A 19,039-nucleotide genomic window follows, 5' to 3' on the forward strand; every position below is an offset into this window, starting at 1 on the left:
CTTGCAGAATTGCGTCTGCCCCGTTCGGGTGATGCGCGGTCTTCGTTTCGTGAGGCTCCCTTGCAGGGGGGGGCTGACTATGCTGTTCCCCGCTTGCCATCTCAGCGTCGCCCCACTATAGGGGGATGCTGCTGGCGTCCGGGTTATGCCAGGCGGTTTTGGGAAGATTGGTACCAGCGAGCCATGAGCAGCGGAATCGGCCCGCTTTGCCTGTGCGCGCGTCGGCTGCATGGCATTCTGCCCACGCGCGCTGGCTTTTGGGCACCAACCCCCTCAAGGGGCACCAACCCCCTCAAGGGGCATCGACAACCGGATCAAGGTAATCAAACGCATGGCATATGGCTTCCGCGATGACCACTACGTCTTCCTCAAGATCCGGGCTGTCTGCTCAGGAAATCGGCTCAATGACCCAAAAAAAGAGGTAGCAGGAACCCTGAGCGCTTTCAGGCGCTCAGGGTTCCTGCTACTACTTGGCGCCTTGTGTTGCCGAGTTTGAGGCTATGCGCAGTAATTCCCTGCATGAGGCATCCCACTCATCCCGCTGCGCCGGGTCTTCGTGTTGGCCCGTGGCCTGTTCGTAGGCCTGGGCTCGATTGCTGGCGCACTCAGCGACAGCGTCGTCCGGCCGCAGCATCTCGCCATTCTGAAACTCCCTTTCATAGATCAGCTTGCCGCTAGCATTCCAGCGCTTCACTGTCCCGTGCAGCTTGCCATTGACGTATTGGGCCTGCCCGGTGAGTTTTCCAGACTTCGGATCGAACGTTTCCTCGACACCGACGGGCACCCCATTTTCGACCTTCAGCCGGTGGATGGCACGCTCACCATCGGGTGCATACTCCACGTATTCGCCATCATTCTTGCCGTCGACATTATTGACCTGCATCACGCGCTTGCCAGTGCGGTCGTCAAACGCTTCTTCAGTGCCGTCGGCAACACCATTACTCCATGCGATGCGATGAATGAGCTTGTCGCCGTGCCGACTGTAGATCTCCTCCTTGCCATCGAGTCTCCCATCCTTGAACCCTGCAGTCAGGGCGACATGTTGAGTGCCATTTTCATATCGGTACGCAGTGAGTTTTCCATTGAGTTGTCCGCCGCTCATCGCTGCTTCTAGGACCACGTCTTCGCTTCGAGCTGTCTTGCATTTCACTGCCCCGTCCAGAAGACCTTCGCGCACGCGGACGTCACACAGCACGCCTGCTGTATCCGAATTGGTCACAAGAGGGTGCATGCCGATGGCCGTCATGTATTGCTGCACATTGCCCATGGTTGTGCTGTCATAGGAGCTGATTTGCTCGGAATACAAGATGGCTTTTCCGACAGTGTTACTGACTTGCTCGAAGCCTGGGCTGGCGGAGAAAACCAGTCCGTTTGCGACGTTCGTAACTGCTCCAGAAAAGGGGGAATTTTCTCCGCGCTGGTATAGCTTACCGTTGACGACCTCAGCATTTCGCGCGTCCAGAGTTTTGCTACTACACGCGGCCAAGACGAGCGGGATCATGATTGCTGTAGCCAATCGTTGGCAGATCATTTTTCCAGAGAGCCTGTTTGCAGTTCGGTCTTTAGATTTCATTAAAGGTTCCTTCTTCCCCGTTCAGAGGGCTGAAATGAAAATATGAGGGGGCATGGACATGCGCCGCAACGCTCGACACTCTGTGTATTACGTGTCTACCGGACTAGCGCAAAGGCCGTCGGCCATGCCTCGCAACTATACTGTTCGCGGGTGCGAGAACTCTGACCATAAGTAGAGCCCTGGGGTGCAATGTCGTGTCCCAGGGAATCGGTCCCGTGACCCCGCTGAATTTGAGGAATTCGTGCGGGATCAGTGATTCGCTACTGCGACTTAACGCGGTACCGTAGCCGCTTGCACTGCCGAGAACAGCTGCGCGTTCAGACCACCGGTGAACTGGTAGTTCTTCTGCGCATAGGCAGCCGGGAACAGCCAGCCCAGGCGCAGGTGGCCGTTACGCAGCGCCACCACGAGCTTCGCGCCGTCTTGCACCGGACCCATGATCGGATCGAAACCAATGATCCGGGTCGCGTCCGCGTTCGGGTTCAGCACCAGCACGTCGTTGCTGCGACCGTATGCCGACCAGGTGCCACCAGCAGCCGTGATGATCTCGATGCCGTTCGGGCCACCGCGACCATACTGGTACTGGATCGTGCCGTCAGCGAGCAGCGACACGTTGAACGTACCGTAGCGACCGGTCAGGTTCTGGCCGATTACGTCACGGACGTTGCTATACGTACGCGTGGCGTCGCCGGTGACGATCTGAATGCGACCGTCTTCTTTCACCGCCGGGATCTCATCGCACACCAGCCCGTTGACGATCTGGGGGCTGGCACAGATGAGGTTCCAGCTCGGCAGGACGATCTGATCCTGGTCGTATGACAGCAAGCCCACCAGCGCTTGCGTGCCGTCAGCAAACTTCTGCTGCTGCAGCTGCTGGCTGAGGCTCAGGGCGGTGTAGTACGAGCTCGCCGGCAAGACATTCACGAGCGACTGGCCCGACAGGTCCGTGGTACGGAATTCGTAGTTGTAGCTAATGCCAGAGGCAGCATCCACGCCCTTGAGCTTCGCACCGACGGCGTTCACCGACAGCGGTGCACGGTAGTCCACCACCGGTACGAACGCCGACCAGGTCAGATCCGAGCGCAGCGCGTACACGCCTTGCATCGTCTCGTATTTGTCGGCCGACACCGACGACCAGCCGCCGCCCGTGTATTCCTGCCGGATGGTGGTGATCTGGCCGTTGCGCAGCGAACGGACTTCCTGTACCAGACCGCGCGGGATCGCACCGCCCGTGAAGCCGCTCCAGTTCTCCAGATAGCCGGCGAACCCATAAGTGCCGGCCGCGAGGATCGTGGTGGCGTTCGCACCGGCGTAGACCGGCTTGGCCGCTTGGGCTTGCACGTCGGTGGCCGTGACCGAAGCGATGTCGCCCTTCTCGACGATCGCGTTCAGCGTGTTGCGCACCGTGTCGGCATCGACCACACCGTTCGTGGCGAACGACGTGATCTTGTCCACCACAGCGATGGCCTTGGCGAGATCGTCGGCGTTGCCACCGGCGACGTAGTCGGCGTTCGGGTCGGCGATGCCGAGGGCGGTGCGGACCGCCTCGGTAGCCTGTGCTTGCGACAGGCCGGCTTGCATCTGCGCGGCCACCAGGGTGGTGAGCGGCGTGATGTGCTGTTGACCGTCTTCGGTGACGATCTGGGAGAGCGTGAACGTCGCGGGGAACTGATAGCCCGGACGCGAGAGGTCCTTCGTACCGGGGGTGACTTGCACCAGCAGGGTCTGACCGAGCTGGTCTTGGCGCGCTACGAGGGCGTAGTTGCCTTGCGCATCGGTGGTGGTCGAGGGTTCGTCGCTATCGCAGGCGTTGTTGTGGTTCATGTCCAGGCAGACCGTGGCGCCTACGAGATAGCCGTCGATGGCCTTGCCGGAGATCTTCGGCGTCACCACCGGCGTATCGGGATTCGTACCGCCGGGGGTTGCCGCTGGCGTTTCACCACCGCCACCGCCGCAACCACTCAGCGTTAAGAGCACTGCACTACCAATGGACAGACCCATTGCACGGACATTGGTCTTCAGCGCAGGCCGTGGCCGGCCGCAGGCCGAATCACGGAGGAGGTTTGAGTTATATGGCTTTGATTTCATTGTGTTTTCTTCGTTCTCAGATTTAGCAATGGACGTTGATGGGTCCCATGCTGGCAACGCATCAGAACGTGTTAACGACTTAAAAGGTTGAAATTCAACTTAAAAAGCACTTCATGTCAACAAGGCGATGCCCAACTATTTCGGTCGATCAGGAGAGGGCATGCGCAAGGTGGATATGGAGCAACTGGCCGGCGTGGTGGGACGGGCGATTGCGAGGCAACGTATGGCCGCCAACCTGACGCAGGAACAGGTCGCCGAACAGCTGGGCATTGGCAACGAAGCGGTGTCGCGTATTGAGCGGGGCGTGGTCATGCCGACCATCGGGCGACTCGTCGAATTGGCCGAGATCTTCCAGTGCGAGACGTCAGATCTGCTGACCGAGGCCAGCAACCGATCCAGCGACCAGGCCAATTACCTGATAAGGCTGCTTTCGAAGCTGAGTCATAACGACCGGACCATGGTGGTCGAGATCGTCGAACGCCTGGCCGCGCGGCTGGTGCGCCGCTAGAGCAGAACTCCTAGGATCGCAGCGCATCCCCCCAAAAGCGGGGTAAGCTCATTTGCTCCACGGGAAGCAGTACGAATGTCACGGCTCGGTTCCCTGTTGTCTGCACCCAGATCTTTTGGCTGGTCGATAGCACGTAGCTGGATAGCAGGTAGTCTCCGGTTGCCAGCGCGCATTCGTTTCGTCGCCAATCTTCGTCGCTGATCTGTCCCCAATCACCGTGCGCATGGCGAATCAGGAAGTAGACAAGCGGAATGCGAGCAGCGCTCAGCGCAGTGAGCGCGCCCAGCGAGACGAAGACGTTGCCGAGCATGACGCAAGCAGGTGTGCGCAGTCGTGACGGCAGGTGGGCCGCCGCCATGTCAATAGTCCTCCGGTAGTAGTAAGGTTGTCACCGACCGATCGGCCTCGGTAATGACCCAGACCTTCCCGCCTCCGGGCAGTGCGTAGCTCGACAGCAGCCGTGCACTCATCGCCAGCGCAAAGTTGTTCTGCTGATGGCCCAGCTCATCGAGATCGCCCCAATCCCCGCACAAATGACGGTGCAGCAGGGACAGCGGGGTGATGTTGGCCTGGGCAAGCGCCGCCAGCGCGGCGGGGGTGGCCAGCACGTGGCCAGGAGCGAAACGTAGGGTAAAGGCTGCCGTCGAGCCCGGCACTTCCGCCGGCTTGTCGCGATCGGCGGCGAGGTGAGTCTGTTGCATGGTTTATCTCCAGGGAATGTAAAACGTCAGGACGAGTGCGGTCCTCCGGGCGGGCCGGATACGCGGGTGAGCTCATTGGGATGTCAGGAAAGACGTCCAGCGTGTGAAAGATGCCGGACGAACTACGAGATGCTGGGCTGGGATACGAGCTGCCGGCGCAATGCCGATGCCTTGGCTTGAGAGCAGCCGAGATGTCGGCGGATGCCGGTGACGGTCGGCCGCAGTTCTCCGGCCGTGACAGCCTGCCGCAGTCGCCTCAGGTCGTCCTCCGTCCCGGCATTACTGGCCTGGGCGGGGGAAGCCTGCGGTGTGACGGCTTCCGTCACGGACTTGTGACTGCCTGGCTCCAGCTCGTGACTCGGCGTGACTTGGATACGAGCGGTTGTGACGGGAGCTACGACCGGCGGAACATCTGGGGACGGTCGCTGTAGTCGCAGGGTGACGGTCCACAGCAGGCATGCGACGCCTTCCAGCACGGCAGCGAATGTCAGCCCCGACAGAAGATCGACCCGGGCCGTCGTCGTGCCGAGTAACGCGGCCAGTCGCGCCGTGACCGGATCGGCGATCACAGCGTCATGCCGCTCCACGGCCCGATCTCGCGCGGCTTGCCCGCGCCGGATGTCGCTTGCCTCGGCCTCCAGCGCATCGAGCGTGGCGGCCAGCGCAACGCGCCGGCCTTCCAGCGTCGGGCAGTTGCCGGTACAGCGCTGCGCGTTGGCCGCCGCCAGTCGCGCGATGACGTCGGCTCGTTGCGCCATCACGACCATGAGACTGCGGTCGGATTGCGACTCGGTAGCAGGCAGCGTAGCCGCCCGCAGTTCTCCGGCATGGTGCTGGGCGAGCAGGAAGAAAGTCAGATGACCGTACGACGTTGTGAGCAGGCTGGCCACCCACAGCACGGTGGCCGCGCCGCGTATCGCAGGCGGTGACTCCCGGGTCAGTGCCGGCAGCAGGTGTGCGCAGCCAATCAGCACCACACCGATGGCCACCCACACCAAACGCTCCGTCAGGGAACCTCCACGCTGCCACCCAGCCAGAACGGACAGGCTGATCGCAGTCACCGTCGCACTCGCCGCCAGCACCAGGACACTGCGGCGAAAGCCAATCATGCTGCCTTGCCTCCGAGCAGTGCCGCTTGCCGGTCTAGCTTGTCACGCAGCGTCGTCGCCGGCGCCTCGCCCGTGGCCGATCCGTCCCCGTTCGATTCCGGCCCGCCATGCGCGGCCTCGGGGTAAAACTCTTCTACGACCGCAGCGGCCTCTTCTGGGCTGTCCTCGAACGCGCCATTGCTGAAGCCCAGCCTGGCGGCAGCATCCAGGGCGCCCTGATCGAAACCGGCCGCTTTGCGCTGAACATTCAACTCCCGAGCTTGCCCGATGGTGTCCTCCAGCGTACTGCCGGCACGCACGCCTAGGTCGACGTAGTAGATGGCGGATCGATAGCTCTGCGTGGTCGACTTGCCGCGCAGCTTCAGTTCCAACGGCAGGCAGGCCAGCAGCCCTCCGGACACCGCGCCGTAATAGTGCAGGCGCGCCGCGAGCGTGCGGATGCTGTTGTAAGAGGTTGTGCGGAAGATAAAGGACCCTAGCTCGTCGTCATCGCCGATAACCACGTTGAGCCGCCCATAGGGCTTGCAGCCGGCAGCCTTGCCGAAGCTACAGCCGTCCGGCGACGGGCAGGGCGCTATGGCAACGCCTTCGGCGCCCACGCGCTTACAGGTCTCGCCGTTGCCGACGCAGATCGGGCGTCCGGTCTCGCGATCAAAGAGAGAGTATTCCGCACGCAGATTTAGGTACGGGTCGTTGAAGAGCAGGCGCACGGGTATCGCGCGCAGTTTGCTGCTGCCGGCCTTACGCAACGCTTCATCCAACGGGTGAAGGACCCAACCTTGCCGGTTTTGTACTTGGCTGGTCAGGGTGAACTGGTCGTCCTTCTCGGGCAGACGCTTGCCGTTCTTTTCGACCACGCGGCCGATGGAAATCCGCCCGATGATGGGCGGGGTGATACTTAAGCCTTTGAGCATGGGGTGCCTCCGTGAGGGTGAATCAGAAACCGGCGTGAGCCGGGCTTGGTGATGACATAGGCGGCCTGGAGTGCCGGGTGGTTCGCCAGCAGCCTTTTCAGATCGATGCCGGAGCTATCCTTGCTGCGCTTGAAGGTGACTTCTCCAGTCTCGAACAGCGCCCGGGAGGCGTCGCCCATGGCCTGCTGGATCGTCTGCTTGAGGCGGGCTTCGGCTTCTTCGCGCAGGGCAATCTCGCCTCGCATGGCCACCAGATCCGCAAATGTCGCGCTCAGTTGACGGTCCTCGCTGAAGTCGATGGTCTGGCCGCTGTCCCGTGGGTACAGGCAGCGCAGCGCCGCATTGGCCGAGTCCGAACCATCGGCTGGAGGCGGGGTGTCTGCCGTTACAAATTGCCAGAAGCGCGCTTCCAGCAGGATTAGCTGGCCGATCAGGGCCTCGTCGCGCTCGATGCGGTGCACTTCCAGCTTCTGGCCACAGAGCAGCACGGCGACATCAGCGGCCAGCTTGCCGGTCACCGCCAACTGGTGCTGAACCTGCAATTGAACGTACTCCGGTACACCTTCGCGCCACAGACGTGCCCCGAACTCTCCGGCTGTCTTGCACTCGAGGATCTGCGCATCCGGCGCGCCGATAATCTCCCGGTCAATATTGGCGAGCATGTAGGGCACCGTGGGATGGCGCAGGACCGCATTGATTTTGCGCACCCGCCGCCCGGTCTGCTGGGTATAGGCCGCGGCGACAATCGGCTCCAGCAGTGAGCCCCAGTAGACCGGCTCGGTGGTGTCCATGGGGTCGGGCTTGACCAGGCCCGCGTCCCGTCCGGTCTTCTCCAGCCACAATTCCAATTGGCTCTGATAAGGGTTGAGTCCGACCGCTGCGGCGGCGTCCGAGCCACCGATGCCGGTTTTGCGCACAGCCAGCCAGTCGTCCCGGCTCAATTTCTTGGTGTCCACCAGCCGCAGCGCTGGGAGATTCCGGGTGCGCTGGGCCGTTACCGCATGAGACATACACACCTCCAGATACAAAAATGCCGCCCGGCGGGAAGTCCCGGCCGGGCGGTTATGACGTGGTTTGAGAAATTCATGCGACCAGCTTCATTGCTTCTTCCCAAGCCTTCTGCTTGAGCGAGGCGCCCGTACCGAACCAGGCGGCGTCGCGACGGTGGTCGTCACTGCGTGCCCGGCGGTGGTGATCGACGAACTCGGTGATGCTGTTGACCAAGCCCCAGGCCGTACCGTCTGCCGAGGCCAGCAGTGCTCCCCTGCCGCGCCCCACGTAGAGCTGTTGCACCGTCTTGATTGCGCTGTCATTGAGGCTGGTGGTGGGGCGATCCGTGGCGTTTCCCGTCGGATACGTCAGCACGCGCCGGAAGAAGGTTTCGGCAGCATCGTCCTTAACTCGGCACTCAGAGAGCGCCTTCATGCGGGCCATGAAGCCATCCCACGAGGAGATCGCGATGCCGAGCTGACGCTTGACTGCCTGTGCGTCGAACTGGCTCCGGTGCGGTACCTTGATCGCCCCAGTGCTGTCGCCCAGGGCAATCGAGAGGGTGTTGTTGCAAACCACCCGCACCGACGTAAACTGCGCGGTGGTGGCCAGCGTTCCATCACAGGCCGTGGCCAGCAGCAGGTAGCCGTTGACCTTGTCGCGACCCTTGAGGGTGGCGCTCTGGCCGGTCTTGGCGAGTGCCCAAAGCTTACGGCCTTCCTTGAGCACGCCAGCCGTTTCGAGCTCGAAGCCGCCGACCTCCGTCAGATCGCGATAGAACTCCAGGATTTCGGCGGGTTGCACGACTTGATAGCGCGCCGACACCACTGACAGCGGTACCTTGGTGTCTGAACGGTACAGCACCTTCTGCTCGGGAAAGGCGTGAATGGCGCCCAAGCCCGTGTCGCCGGAAACGAAGCGGACTTGGGATTCCTCGATACGCCAGTTCATGCCAGCGCGCTCCGCCCAGATTTCGAGAGGTTGATTGGGAGTGAGTTGTTTGCCAAGGCCATGCCACGGGGTAGCGTTGACGTAGGCCATGGATTGGACGAGATGCATGGAAACTCCTTTGTTGAATGGACAAGTGCATAAAGCCCGGCCAATGCCGGGCAGCTTGCATGTGGAAAATGGGAAAACTTCAGAGGGAAATGTGAAGCGGGCACAAGGGTGCGCAAGGCCGCAAAGATGCAAAGACAGTGCGCCGCGGGGAATATCGGCGGCGCCGATGCTCAGGCACGCTTATGGGAAAACGTGAGGTGGCAGTCGAGGCATTGCGCGTTGCCAAGCACGTTCTCGTCAAGCGCTTCGCCGACGGCCGCACCGGCTGCGCAACCTGTGACGCCGCCAAGCAGGCCACCCATCAGGGCGCCAGCCACGCCGCCGAGCAATATGCCGGCAGGGCCGGCGAATGCGCCGATTGTTGCGCCAGCTTCCGCGCCGGATAGCACTGCCGCAGCACCACTGGCTGCGCCGGCGGCTGCGCCGATGGTGCCACCGGCTTTCTTGCCAATGTCGCGGGCTTCGATGCGGGTTGAGCCGCATTGGGGACAGGATGTCATCTGGGAAAATTCTCAAGGTAAGGGTGAACGTAGGTGGCTTCCGGCTATTGACGCTTTCCGAGGTGCAGCAACGGAGGCACGGAGAGAGATGAAAAGCCCACCAAGGGCAAATATCGAACTCTCACGGGCAGCCTGGCAAAAATTCACTCATGCTGCCGACGTGACCGACAGACGATTAGCCTGCCGCACTCAGAGTCGTGATATGTGATTGAAAAAATCTGGGGTCTCAGGGCACGCGATATAGCAGCTGCTGAATTAGTGGGAACCTTCGAGTTGGTGCGCGTGCGCCTCATTGGCGAGATTCACCGTCCCAGTAAGAAAACGGGCTGCTCCGTGTGGCGTGCCCAAGTGGGCACCCCGCTGTAGGGCGCTTTTACAACGCCAACCCAATGTGAGCGCCCCAGGTGCGGTGACCATTGTTACAATTTTGCAACTTTGCGTGGCAAAAGATTGCCCCGCTGCAGCATGGGTGGCGCCGCTCCATTGGTGGTGGCATCTCACTCGAAGAATAAGAGACCTAAACCTATGAACATCGCGGAAATCGAGTCTTCGCTTAAGGACTTGGTCGAGAAACCTTTTGACGCCAAGAGCTTTGCCTTCGACCTCATGGCCGTCTACGACGCCCCCAAGGCGACCATCACCAAACTGCGCCAATCGCAGGGCAAGCAGGCCGCCCCGCACGATGAGGTGTATTGGAAGCGCAAGCTGCTGTTTCGATCCGCGCCCCAGGGTAAGGCGTCCGAGACGCTCAACGCGATGATCGCGGCCACGGAAAAAGCGAAAGATCCGCCGCGGTTTCTTTTGGCGACAGACGGCGGCGAACTACTCGCGCGTGACATGAAGTTCGACACGCCGCTGGACATCGAGTTTGCCAAGGCGAATGATGCATTCGACTTCTTCCTGCCTTTGGCCAACATCGAACGCTACACGGGCGTCGCGGAAAGCCAAGCCGACATCAAGGCAACGGGGCGCGTCGCCAAGCTCTATGACGCCATTTTGGAGGCCAATCCGAAGTGGCGTGATGAGGCCAGCACGCACAGCCTCAACCTCTTCATGACCCGGCTGCTCTTCTGCTTCTTTGCGGAGGACACTTCGATTTTCGAACACGGCCTTTTCACCCGGACGGCGTTGAGCGTCTCGATCGACGACGGATCGGACTTTGCCGACGCGCTCTCAAAGATTTTCCAGGCGCTGGCCCTGACGCCGACGAAGCGCGGCTCGCTGCCCGAGTTCGCGCGGCGCTTCCCCTATGTCAACGGCGGCCTCTTCCAAGAAGAGGTCCCCATTCCGGCGTTCTCGCGTCGGGCTCGCCGCCTCTTCCGTGATTGCGGCGAGCTGCGCTGGTCCTCGATCAACCCGGACATCTTCGGTTCGATGATCCAAGCGGTCGTCGAGCCCCAGATGCGCGGCGACTTGGGCATGCACTACACATCCGTGCCCAACATCATGAAGGCGCTCCAGCCGCTGTTCCTGCTCTCGCTCGAAGAGGACTTCGAGCTGGCGCGCGACAGCGAGGCCAAGCTCATGCGCTTGCTCAAGCGGATATACGGTATCCGTGTCTTCGACCCGGCTTGCGGATCGGGCAACTTCCTGATCATCGCCTACCGCGAGCTGCGCAAGCTGGAGAGCCGCATCTTCGCCCGCCTCGCCGAGTTGGGCAAGGGCGCGATTCCGATGAGTGGGGTCCACCTGAGCCAGTTCTATGGCACCGAGATTGCGGACTTCGCGGCTGAAACCGCCAAGCTCTCACTCTGGATCGCCGAGTATCAGATGAACGAGCAGTTCAAGGAGCAGTTCGGCACGGCCCCGCCCGCGCTGCCCTTGCGCGACAGCGGCAACATCGTCCACGACAACGCTTTGCGTTGCGACTGGCTGCGCGTGTGCCCCCCGAAGGACGACACCGAGATCTTCGTCGTGGGCAACCCGCCTTACCTCGGCAGTTCCAACCAGGACAAGGCGCAGAAGGCGGACATGGACCAGATCTTTAAGCCGATTACGGACAGTTACCGCAACCTCGACTATGTGGCAGCTTGGTACCTGAAGGCTGCCGACTATGCCAAGACGACTCAAGCGCAATGCGCATTCGTCGCCACCAACTCAATCACGCAAGGCGAACAAGTGGCCATGCTGTGGCCCCTCATTTTTCAGCGAGGCATGGAAATCGGGTTTGCGCATCAAGCCTTCAAATGGCGCAACAATGCCTCCCAAGTGGCGGGAGTGACTTGCGTCATCGTTGGCATCAGACAAAAGAGCGGAGCCAGGAAGACGCTTTACTCGGCTGATCTTTCGCGTTCTGTCAAGAACATCAGCCCCTATCTGATCGAGATGGACGACACCATCGTTGTGAAGGAATCGCGTCCCATCAACGGCCTGCCGAAGATGGACTGGGGCAACAAGGCGACAGATGATGGGAACTTCATCCTGCTGCCCGAGGAGAAAGACAGGCTAATCGCGAGCTTCCCAAATGCAGCTCCGCTCATTCGGCGCTATATCGGATCGCAAGAGTTCATCAAGGGGATCGAACGATATTGCCTTTGGATTCTTGACGATCAACGGGAGCTGGCCGAGTCGATTCCGCCCATAAAGGCGCGCATCGTTGCGGTCGAGAAATTCCGCTTGTCAAGCCCGGCGCCACAAACGCGCGACTATGCACTCTTCTCTTATCGTTTCCGGCAAATCCAGGGATTTGGAGTCGACGCGATTATCGTTCCACGTGTCTTCTCCGAGACGCGGCAATACCTAACGATTGGATTCGTGGATGGCGACTCGACCATCATCAACGACAACAGCTTCGCCATCTACAACAGTGAAGCGTATGTGATGGCGCTTCTCTCGTCGCGCCTTCACGCTGTCTGGGCTTCGACGGTATGCGGTGGGCTTGAGACTCGAATTCGGTATTCCAACACGATGGGGTATCACTCCTTCCCAGTGCCATCTCTTTCGGCAGAACAGCGCGATGAGCTCGAGCAGCACGCTTGGGCAATTATGGCGGCACGCGAGTCGTTCCCTGGCAAGACCATCGCCTGGCTCTACGACCCGGAGACTATGCCTGCAGCAATCCTCGACGCCCATCGCGCGCTTGACGCAACGCTCGAGCGCATCTGCATTGGTCGTGTGTTTCGCAACGACACCGAACGCCTCGAATATTTATTCAAGCAATACGTCGCCCTCAAGCGCAAGGGCGGCGCCGCGCCAGCTAAGGCGCGAACCCTTCAGGGAGTCGCTTAAAAATGGCCGATTTCATCAAGGTCACCTACGCCCAATCAGGCGCCAGCCAATCGACCAACGAGATGGGCATGCGGGCCATGCAGGCCCGGGCTTTTGACGAGCGCGGCTCGCAATACCTGCTGGTCAAGGCGCCGCCCGCCTCCGGCAAATCGCGCGCGCTGATGTTCATCGCCCTCGACAAGCTCATCAACCAGAATGTGCGCAAGGCGGTCGTCGCCGTGCCAGAGCGCTCCATCGGGTCCTCGTTTAAGTCGACGCCGCTCTCGAAGGACGGCTTCTTCGCCGACTGGGAGGTCGACCCGCAATGGAACCTGACCTTGGCTGGCGGCGCGCAAAAGACGCGCGCCTTCGCCGAATTTATGGAGGGCGACGCCAAGGTCCTGATCTGCACCCACGCGACGCTACGCTTCGCGTTCGAGCAGCTCGGCTCGACCGCCTTCGACAATTGCCTGCTGGCGATCGACGAGTTCCACCATGCCTCCGCCGATGAGAACAGCCGTCTGGGGGAGTTGGTTCGCGCCCTTGTCGAGCGCGACAAGGCGCACATCGTCGCCATGACTGGCAGCTACTTCCGGGGCGACGCGACGCCGGTGCTGCGGCCCGAGGACGAGGCGCGTTTCAATCGCGTCACATACACGTACTACGAGCAGCTCAACGGCTACAAGGATCTCAAGACGCTCGGCATCGGCTACCACTTCTACCGCGGCCCATATGTCGACGCCATCCATGAGATCCTCGATCCGACTAAGAAGACCATCATCCACATCCCCAGCGTGCGTTCGGCCGAGGCCACGCGCGACGGCAAGCTCGGCGAAGTCGACCGCATCCTTGACCATCTCGGCAGTGTGGTCGAGCGCGACGAGCGCACGGGCTTCCACCTGGTGCGCCGATCGAGCGGCGAGATCATCAAGGTCGCCGACCTGGTCGACGACGGCCCCGAGCGCGAGCGCGTGATGGCGACCCTGCGCGAAGTGAGGGACCGCGACGACGTCGACGTTATCATCGCCCTGGGCATGGCCAAGGAGGGCTTCGACTGGATCTGGTGCGAGCATGCCCTCACGGTCGGCTATCGTGGCTCACTTACCGAGGTGATCCAGATCATCGGCCGGGCTACGCGCGACGCGCCGGACAAGACCCACGCCCAGTTCACCAACCTCATCGCCGAGCCAGACGCCGCCGAGGATCGCGTGGCGGATGCGGTCAACAACATGCTCAAGGCGATCGCGTGCTCGCTGCTGATGGAGCAGGTTCTGGCCCCGAACTTCAAGTTCAAGACCAAAGACGACGGCGACGAGATCGACGGCTCGCCCAAGGAGGTCGATATCGTGTACGACGGCGACCCAGGCACCCGCGTGATCAAGATCAAGGGCTTCGCCGAGCCCTCGACCGAGCGATCGCGCCAGATCATCGAGACAGACCTGGCCGACCTGACCGCCGCGATCTTCCAGGACGAGTCCGTCCTGCGCGCCGCCATGAATCCCGACGAGATCGCCCCCGAGGTGGTCAGCGAGGTCTTCATTCCGCGCGTGATCCAGAAGAAATATCCCGACCTCACCCCGGAGGAACTTGAGGAGGTGCGCCAGGCCGTGGTGGCCAACGGCGTCTTCAAGAGCCCCGAGGTCGAGATCGGTGGAGGGGGGGCGGGTGGCCCCACGGGCCCAGGCCCCGACGACAAGGGCGACACGCGCTTCGTGCGCATGGCCGAGCGCCTGGTCAATATCGATGAGCTCACCATCGACATGATCGACCAGATCAACCCGTTCCAGCGCGCCTACGAGATCCTCTCGAAGTCGGTGACGGCGGATGTGCTGCGGACCATCCACGGTGCTATCGCCATGACCAAGATCGCGATGAGCGAGGAGGAGGCCGTCGCGCTCTACCCCCGCATCAAGACTTTTCTGGTTGAGCGCGGGGCCGAGCCAAGTCTGGGCTCGGCCAATCCGCTCGAGCGGCGCATGGCCGAGGCGCTCGCCTGGCTGCGCGACGCCAAGCGCAAGCGCATGTCCGCCGGAGGCGCGTGATGGTTACCAAGAAGCTGACGCTCGACGAGCTTCTAGCAGAAGACGACGGGTCTGGCCTTCTCGACGTCAAGCCTAAGTTCTCGACCGCCAACGACGAGGCCGCGCGGGCGCGGGCGCAGTTCGAGGAGATCAACAGCTTCGTCGACCGCTACGGGCATGCGCCGGGGCAGGGGCCCAAGGAGCGTAAGGTCACCGTCACTGAACGCGCCTTGCAAACGCGCTTGCGCGCCTACCAGGAGAACCCGGGGCTGCATGCCGCGATCAAGGGGCGAGACCGCCACGGCCTGCTGGCCAACGCCAAGCCAGAGCCCAAGTCGCTCGACGAGATCCTCGACCTCGACGACGACCTGCTCGTCGATCCCAACGGAGGCCTCTTCGAGATGCGCCACGTCAAGTCGTCGCCGGCAAAGGCAGAGATGGTCTCGGAGAGGGCAAAGTGCGAGGATTTCGAGGCGTTCCGCCCACTATTCGACAAGACGGCCGCCGAGCTGTCCTCCGGCGATCGCAAGAGCATACGCTTCGCCAACGAGCAGGACATTGAGGCCGGCAGCTTCTTCATCCTCAATGGGGTGATGGTCTACGTGGCCGAGGTGCGCGACCCGCACGTGCGCAACGGCAAGCGCAACGCGCGCCTGCGCCTGATCTTCGACAATGGGACCGAGGGTAACAACCTGCTGCGTTCGCTCGCGACTGAGCTCTACAAGGACCCCAACGGGCGGCGGATTTCCGACCCGCACGCGGGCCCGCTCTTTGGCGCCACGGACACCCAAGTCGTCGAGCGCCCCGCCGGCCCCGGCGAGCGCGTCACGGGGCTGATCTATGTGGTCAGGAGCCTCTCGACCCAGCCGGAGATCGCGGCCCTCGACGGGCAGCTCTTCAAGATTGGCTTCACCACGGGGACCCTGGACGCACGCATCCGCGCGGCTGCGGACGACCCAACCTTCCTGATGGCGCCGGTCAAGCCCGTAATGACCTACGAGGCGATCAACCTCAATGCCAATGCCTTCGAGCGGTTGGTCCACCACTTCTTCGCTCAGGCTCGCCTGGACATCGAGATCATGGATCGCCTCGGCAAGCCGATTCGACCACGCGAATGGTTCCTGCTGCCGCTGTCGATCATCGAGCAGGTCGTTCCGCTCATCGTCGACGGCAGCATTTTGCGCTACCAATATGACCACAAGACGTGCTCCATCGTTAAGGTAGATTCCTAGCGAATCAAGGCTGGCGCGGACCCGTGCAAGCCAAGCCAGAGCTGAGCCACTTTTCGCAGGAAAGTGGCCGGCTTGACCCGAACTCGAGTGGTTCGATCGATATAGTGACGCGGCGCTCCCAGGGAAATCGACCCCCGCACCTTCATCAAATCTGTCGACTCAACCAGGGCTTGACGCACAGGAATTGCGTGTGCTCTAATTGCCGCGCATTTTGAATTGGGTCGACGCCCATGCCAACCTGCCGTCCCGGGCAAGGTGGATCGCGAAAGCGGATGTGGCTCCTGCAGGAGCAACCAAGCGGGTAAAGCGTCGACCCTCCTTTCACGGAGGGTTTTTTTGTTGTCTGACTCGGCGATTCCTCAAGACGTCATCCAGGCTTACCTGGAGACGCACTACCACGTGCACGGCAACACGCCAGCCACCTTGAAGGTGGGCGAGGCCAACCCCGTGTTGTCGGCCTTGCACGAGGCAGCCGGCGTGGCCTGCAGCGCCTACATCACGGCATGCAATCCCTTCAGCGAGGAGCAGGAGCCGGCCCGCAACGCCGAGCTGCAGCAGGCTCTGGCGGAGACGCTGCGGCAACGCGGCCTGCGCTACATCGATGGCATCGGCCAGCATCCCGCCAATGGCTGGCCGGGCGAGGCAAGTTACCTGGTGCTTGGCCTGGGCCTGGACGACGCCAAGGCACTGGGCACGCAGCTTGGCCAGAACGCCATCGTCTGGTCGGGCGCCGATGCCGTGCCGCGATTGATCCTGCTGCGCTAAGCCCGGACAGATTTAGATCTGAATGAAGAAACGGTGGGTCCGCCGCCCCGCACGGGGAAAGGGACCGGGGGGATTTGTTCCAGCTTGCCGCCCCCTGACGCTCGGTCAAAAGCGGCTAAACAGGAGAGATCCATGACGATTCGCAACGGCCTTTTTTCCTCGGAATCGGTTTCCGCAGGTCACCCGGACAAGCTCGCCGACCGTATTTCCGACCGTATCCTCGACGCCTTCCTGGCACGTGATCCCCACTCGCGCGTCGCTTGCGAGACGCTGCTGGCGGACCGGTGCGTGATTGTCGCTGGCGAGTTCAAGACGCGGCGCCGCGATGACTTTGATGCCGTGCGTGCCTCGGCCGAGACCCTGGTGCGCGAGGTGCTCCGCGAGACCGGCTATCGTGATGCCGAAACGGGCATCGACCCGCAGCGCTGTGAAGTCCAGATCCGCTTCAACGGCCAGTCGCAGGACATCAACCAGGGTGTCGATCGCGCCGACGGCATCCTGGGAGCGGGAGACCAGGGTTTGATGTTCGGCTATGCCACCGACGAGACGCCCGAGCTGATGCCGGCACCGATCGTCTACGCCCATCGGCTGGTGCGGCGCCAGGCCGAACTGCGGCGGCGGGGCGTCTTGCCCTGGCTCCAGCCCGATGCGAAGTCGCAGGTGAGCTTCCGCTACGTCGACGGCCGCCCTATGCAAATCGAGGCCGTGGTGCTCTCTACGCAGCATGACGCGGGCATCGAGCTGGAAGCGTTACGCGCGGCCGTGCTGGAGCATGTGATCGAGCCAGTGATCCCGGCACACTTGCGCGCCAAGGGGCTGCGCTGCCTGATCAACCCGACGGGGCGCTTCATCACGGGGGGACCCAAGGGGGATGCCGGGTTGACCGGCCGCAAGATCATCGTCGACACCTATGGCGGTGCGGCGCCCCACGGCGGCGGCGCATTCTCGGGCAAGGACCCCTCCAAGGTGGACCGCTCGGCGGCCTATATGGCGCGTTACCTGGCCAGGCAGGTGGTGACCCGCGGCTGGGCGAGGCGTGCCCTGGTGCAGATCGCCTATGCGATCGGCGAGGCGGAGCCGGTCAGCTTCCTGGTCGAGACGTATGGGACGGAGGCCGAGCCGCGGCGCGACATCGCAGCCGACCTGGCTCGTGAATTTGACCTGCGGCCGCAGGGCATCATCGAAACCCTGGACCTGCTGCGCCCCATCTACTACCCGACCGCCGCCTACGGCCATTTCGGCCGCGAGGACGTGAGCCTGCCCTGGGAGCAGTGAGCCGCCGCTGGCCGGGGCGCGTGCGGGTGCGAGCCTGCGCCGTACGCGTGAGGATGGCAATCGCTAGTGAGGCGGATGCTGCGCGGAAGAACGATCGAGGAGGATACCGAATGAGTCATTATGGATTTCTGGAGTTGGCACAGCAGCATCCCGTGCATACTAGGCTGGGTGGCCTGGTGGGTTTGCTGGCGGGCGACGCGCTTGGCGTGCCATATGAATTTCACTCGGCGCAGGAACTGCCAGCGTGCCATGCAATAGAGATGCAGCCGCTGGCTGGCTTCCCGCGCTCGCATACCGGGGTGCCAATAGGTACCTGGTCCGACGACGGCGCTCAGGCCTTGTGCCTGCTGGCCACCCTAGTCGAACACGGCAAGTTCTCGCTCGTCGATTTTGCCGACCGGCTGCTGCGCTGGCTGGACCATGGCTATCTGGCCGTCGACGGGCGGGTCTTCGACGTCGGAATCCAGACTGCCGACGCGCTGGACAATTTGCGCGACGGGGTGCCGCCGCGCGAGTCGGGCGGGGGGGAGGTCATGGACAACGGTAACGGCAGCCTGATGCGCTGCCTGCCGCTGGCCCTCTTGCATGTGGGGCCTGACTCTGCACTCGTGCGGGATGCCCACCTGCAATCGCTACCCACGCACGCCCATCCGCGCTCGCAGGTCGCATGCGCATTCTATTGTCTGGTAGCCACGGGCTACCTGCAGGGTCTGGCGGAGCCATGGGCATCCGCAGACAGTCGCCTCGAGACGGTCTACAAGTCATGGCCCGACGCGCGGGAAGGTGGTAAATATCTCCGCGAGCTGGACGTCCTGCGTGCCTTCCCTAAGCATGACGCGCCGCGTGGCACGGGCTACGTGCTCGACACGATATGGTCCGCGCGGCGCGCGCTCGAAGCCTCCACGTTCGAGGATGTCGTCAGGGCTGCTGTCTCATTAGGTAACGACACGGACACGACGGCATGTGTGGCTGGCGGACTGGCTGGCATCCGGTTCGGGCTTGGCGGAATTCCTGCCCGATGGCTGAAGCAGCTTCGTGGCTTTGATATTGTTGAGCCTTTTGTCTCTGCCTTTCTGGGTACGACCGCGGAATGAAAT

At 62.3% G+C, this 19,039-nt stretch carries 16 protein-coding genes, 1 pseudogene and 1 riboswitch; of the genes and pseudogenes, 8 read left to right on the forward strand and 9 right to left on the reverse strand.

The genetic code is table 11. The features are described 5' to 3' along the window. Positions 1–298: 298 nt before the first annotated feature. Positions 299–382: pseudogene (locus tag ABDB81_RS13475) on the forward strand (transposase); the annotation flags it as partial. A gap of 84 nt (positions 383–466) precedes the next feature. Here the strand turns inward: ABDB81_RS13475 and ABDB81_RS13480 are convergent. Together ABDB81_RS13480 and ABDB81_RS13485 are read right to left on the reverse strand one after the other, a co-directional pair. After that, positions 467–1,573, reverse strand: coding sequence for a hypothetical protein (locus ABDB81_RS13480; RefSeq protein ID WP_346811524.1), 1,107 nt, complete (start codon positions 1,571–1,573; stop codon positions 467–469). Between the two features lie 270 nt (positions 1,574–1,843). Continuing rightward, the gene (locus tag ABDB81_RS13485; RefSeq protein WP_346811526.1) at positions 1,844–3,574 is read right to left on the reverse strand and encodes a hypothetical protein; all 1,731 of its coding nucleotides are present in this window, start codon (positions 3,572–3,574) and stop codon (positions 1,844–1,846) included. A gap of 247 nt (positions 3,575–3,821) precedes the next feature. Here ABDB81_RS13485 and ABDB81_RS13490 point away from each other — a divergent pair, with 247 nt between their 5' ends. After that, on the forward strand, positions 3,822–4,169 hold the full coding sequence (locus ABDB81_RS13490; protein WP_346811527.1) for a helix-turn-helix transcriptional regulator: 348 nt from the start codon (positions 3,822–3,824) through the stop codon (positions 4,167–4,169). A 10-nt stretch (positions 4,170–4,179) separates the two neighbouring features. On the opposite strand, the gene ABDB81_RS13495 is transcribed toward ABDB81_RS13490, so the two are convergent. The 7 genes from ABDB81_RS13495 to ABDB81_RS13525 all read right to left on the reverse strand — a co-directional run bounded on the left by ABDB81_RS13495 (position 4,180) and on the right by ABDB81_RS13525 (position 9,442). Further along, positions 4,180–4,527: a hypothetical protein gene (locus ABDB81_RS13495; protein ID WP_346811528.1), complete on the reverse strand. Its 348-nt coding sequence runs from the start codon at positions 4,525–4,527 to the stop codon at positions 4,180–4,182. 1 nt (position 4,528) lies between these two features. Beyond that, entirely contained in the window at positions 4,529–4,870 is a 342-nt protein-coding gene (locus ABDB81_RS13500) for a hypothetical protein (RefSeq protein WP_346811529.1), read from the reverse strand. A gap of 122 nt (positions 4,871–4,992) precedes the next feature. Further along, entirely contained in the window at positions 4,993–5,979 is a 987-nt protein-coding gene (locus ABDB81_RS13505) for a hypothetical protein (RefSeq protein ID WP_346811530.1), read from the reverse strand. Then, the gene (locus ABDB81_RS13510) at positions 5,976–6,893 is read right to left on the reverse strand and encodes a hydrolase or metal-binding protein (protein WP_346811531.1); all 918 of its coding nucleotides are present in this window, start codon (positions 6,891–6,893) and stop codon (positions 5,976–5,978) included. The genes ABDB81_RS13505 and ABDB81_RS13510 overlap by 4 nt, the downstream gene beginning before the upstream one ends. Continuing rightward, a complete protein-coding gene (locus tag ABDB81_RS13515) occupies positions 6,878–7,903 on the reverse strand; it encodes a lambda-exonuclease family protein (protein ID WP_346811532.1) in 1,026 nt (341 codons plus the stop codon). The genes ABDB81_RS13510 and ABDB81_RS13515 overlap by 16 nt, the downstream gene beginning before the upstream one ends. A 73-nt stretch (positions 7,904–7,976) precedes the next feature. Continuing rightward, positions 7,977–8,942: a DUF932 domain-containing protein gene (locus ABDB81_RS13520; RefSeq protein WP_346811533.1), complete on the reverse strand. Its 966-nt coding sequence runs from the start codon at positions 8,940–8,942 to the stop codon at positions 7,977–7,979. Positions 8,943–9,112: 170 nt separating this feature from the next. Further along, a complete protein-coding gene (locus ABDB81_RS13525) occupies positions 9,113–9,442 on the reverse strand; it encodes a hypothetical protein (RefSeq protein WP_346811534.1) in 330 nt (109 codons plus the stop codon). A 525-nt stretch (positions 9,443–9,967) separates the two neighbouring features. Between ABDB81_RS13525 and ABDB81_RS13530 the strand changes: the two genes are divergently transcribed. From ABDB81_RS13530 to ABDB81_RS13555, 6 genes are all read left to right on the forward strand, one after another. Continuing rightward, positions 9,968–12,670 (forward strand): DNA methyltransferase, encoded by a 2,703-nt coding sequence (locus ABDB81_RS13530; protein ID WP_346811535.1) that lies wholly within the window; start codon positions 9,968–9,970, stop codon positions 12,668–12,670. Positions 12,671–12,672: 2 nt separating this feature from the next. After that, positions 12,673–14,691 (forward strand): DEAD/DEAH box helicase, encoded by a 2,019-nt coding sequence (locus tag ABDB81_RS13535; RefSeq protein ID WP_346811537.1) that lies wholly within the window; start codon positions 12,673–12,675, stop codon positions 14,689–14,691. Continuing rightward, a complete protein-coding gene (locus tag ABDB81_RS13540) occupies positions 14,691–15,902 on the forward strand; it encodes a GIY-YIG nuclease family protein (protein WP_346811539.1) in 1,212 nt (403 codons plus the stop codon). Before ABDB81_RS13535 ends, ABDB81_RS13540 begins: the two co-directional genes overlap by 1 nt. A 201-nt stretch (positions 15,903–16,103) precedes the next feature. Next, a riboswitch (SAM-I-IV-variant riboswitch) is annotated at positions 16,104–16,209 on the forward strand. Between the two features lie 29 nt (positions 16,210–16,238). Continuing rightward, positions 16,239–16,667: a DUF3293 domain-containing protein gene (locus tag ABDB81_RS13545; protein ID WP_346811541.1), complete on the forward strand. Its 429-nt coding sequence runs from the start codon at positions 16,239–16,241 to the stop codon at positions 16,665–16,667. Positions 16,668–16,799: 132 nt separating this feature from the next. After that, complete coding sequence (metK, locus tag ABDB81_RS13550; RefSeq protein WP_346811543.1) at positions 16,800–17,942, forward strand: methionine adenosyltransferase; 1,143 nt, start codon at positions 16,800–16,802, stop codon at positions 17,940–17,942. Positions 17,943–18,052: 110 nt separating this feature from the next. Then, entirely contained in the window at positions 18,053–19,036 is a 984-nt protein-coding gene (locus tag ABDB81_RS13555; protein ID WP_346811545.1) for an ADP-ribosylglycohydrolase family protein, read from the forward strand. Positions 19,037–19,039 lie beyond the last annotated feature (3 nt).

This window comes from Cupriavidus sp. DL-D2 (genome assembly GCF_039710735.1).
GTDB lineage: Bacteria > Pseudomonadota > Gammaproteobacteria > Burkholderiales > Burkholderiaceae > Cupriavidus.

What these genes read in the sequence shown, in the direction of transcription:
- ABDB81_RS13510 (WP_346811531.1), bottom strand. Translation starts at nt 6,893, where the DNA reads ATGCTCAAAGGCTTAAGTATCACCCCGCCCATCATCGGGCGGATTTCC.
- ABDB81_RS13525 (WP_346811534.1), bottom strand. Translation starts at nt 9,442, where the DNA reads ATGACATCCTGTCCCCAATGCGGCTCAACCCGCATCGAAGCCCGCGAC.
- ABDB81_RS13540 (WP_346811539.1), top strand. Translation starts at nt 14,691, where the DNA reads ATGGTTACCAAGAAGCTGACGCTCGACGAGCTTCTAGCAGAAGACGAC.
- ABDB81_RS13480 (WP_346811524.1), bottom strand. Translation starts at nt 1,573, where the DNA reads ATGAAATCTAAAGACCGAACTGCAAACAGGCTCTCTGGAAAAATGATC.
- ABDB81_RS13530 (WP_346811535.1), top strand. Translation starts at nt 9,968, where the DNA reads ATGAACATCGCGGAAATCGAGTCTTCGCTTAAGGACTTGGTCGAGAAA.
- ABDB81_RS13555 (WP_346811545.1), top strand. Translation starts at nt 18,053, where the DNA reads ATGAGTCATTATGGATTTCTGGAGTTGGCACAGCAGCATCCCGTGCAT.
- ABDB81_RS13515 (WP_346811532.1), bottom strand. Translation starts at nt 7,903, where the DNA reads ATGTCTCATGCGGTAACGGCCCAGCGCACCCGGAATCTCCCAGCGCTG.
- ABDB81_RS13500 (WP_346811529.1), bottom strand. Translation starts at nt 4,870, where the DNA reads ATGCAACAGACTCACCTCGCCGCCGATCGCGACAAGCCGGCGGAAGTG.
- ABDB81_RS13535 (WP_346811537.1), top strand. Translation starts at nt 12,673, where the DNA reads ATGGCCGATTTCATCAAGGTCACCTACGCCCAATCAGGCGCCAGCCAA.
- ABDB81_RS13520 (WP_346811533.1), bottom strand. Translation starts at nt 8,942, where the DNA reads ATGCATCTCGTCCAATCCATGGCCTACGTCAACGCTACCCCGTGGCAT.
- ABDB81_RS13495 (WP_346811528.1), bottom strand. Translation starts at nt 4,527, where the DNA reads ATGGCGGCGGCCCACCTGCCGTCACGACTGCGCACACCTGCTTGCGTC.
- ABDB81_RS13490 (WP_346811527.1), top strand. Translation starts at nt 3,822, where the DNA reads ATGCGCAAGGTGGATATGGAGCAACTGGCCGGCGTGGTGGGACGGGCG.
- ABDB81_RS13485 (WP_346811526.1), bottom strand. Translation starts at nt 3,574, where the DNA reads ATGGGTCTGTCCATTGGTAGTGCAGTGCTCTTAACGCTGAGTGGTTGC.
- metK (WP_346811543.1), top strand. Translation starts at nt 16,800, where the DNA reads ATGACGATTCGCAACGGCCTTTTTTCCTCGGAATCGGTTTCCGCAGGT.
- ABDB81_RS13505 (WP_346811530.1), bottom strand. Translation starts at nt 5,979, where the DNA reads ATGATTGGCTTTCGCCGCAGTGTCCTGGTGCTGGCGGCGAGTGCGACG.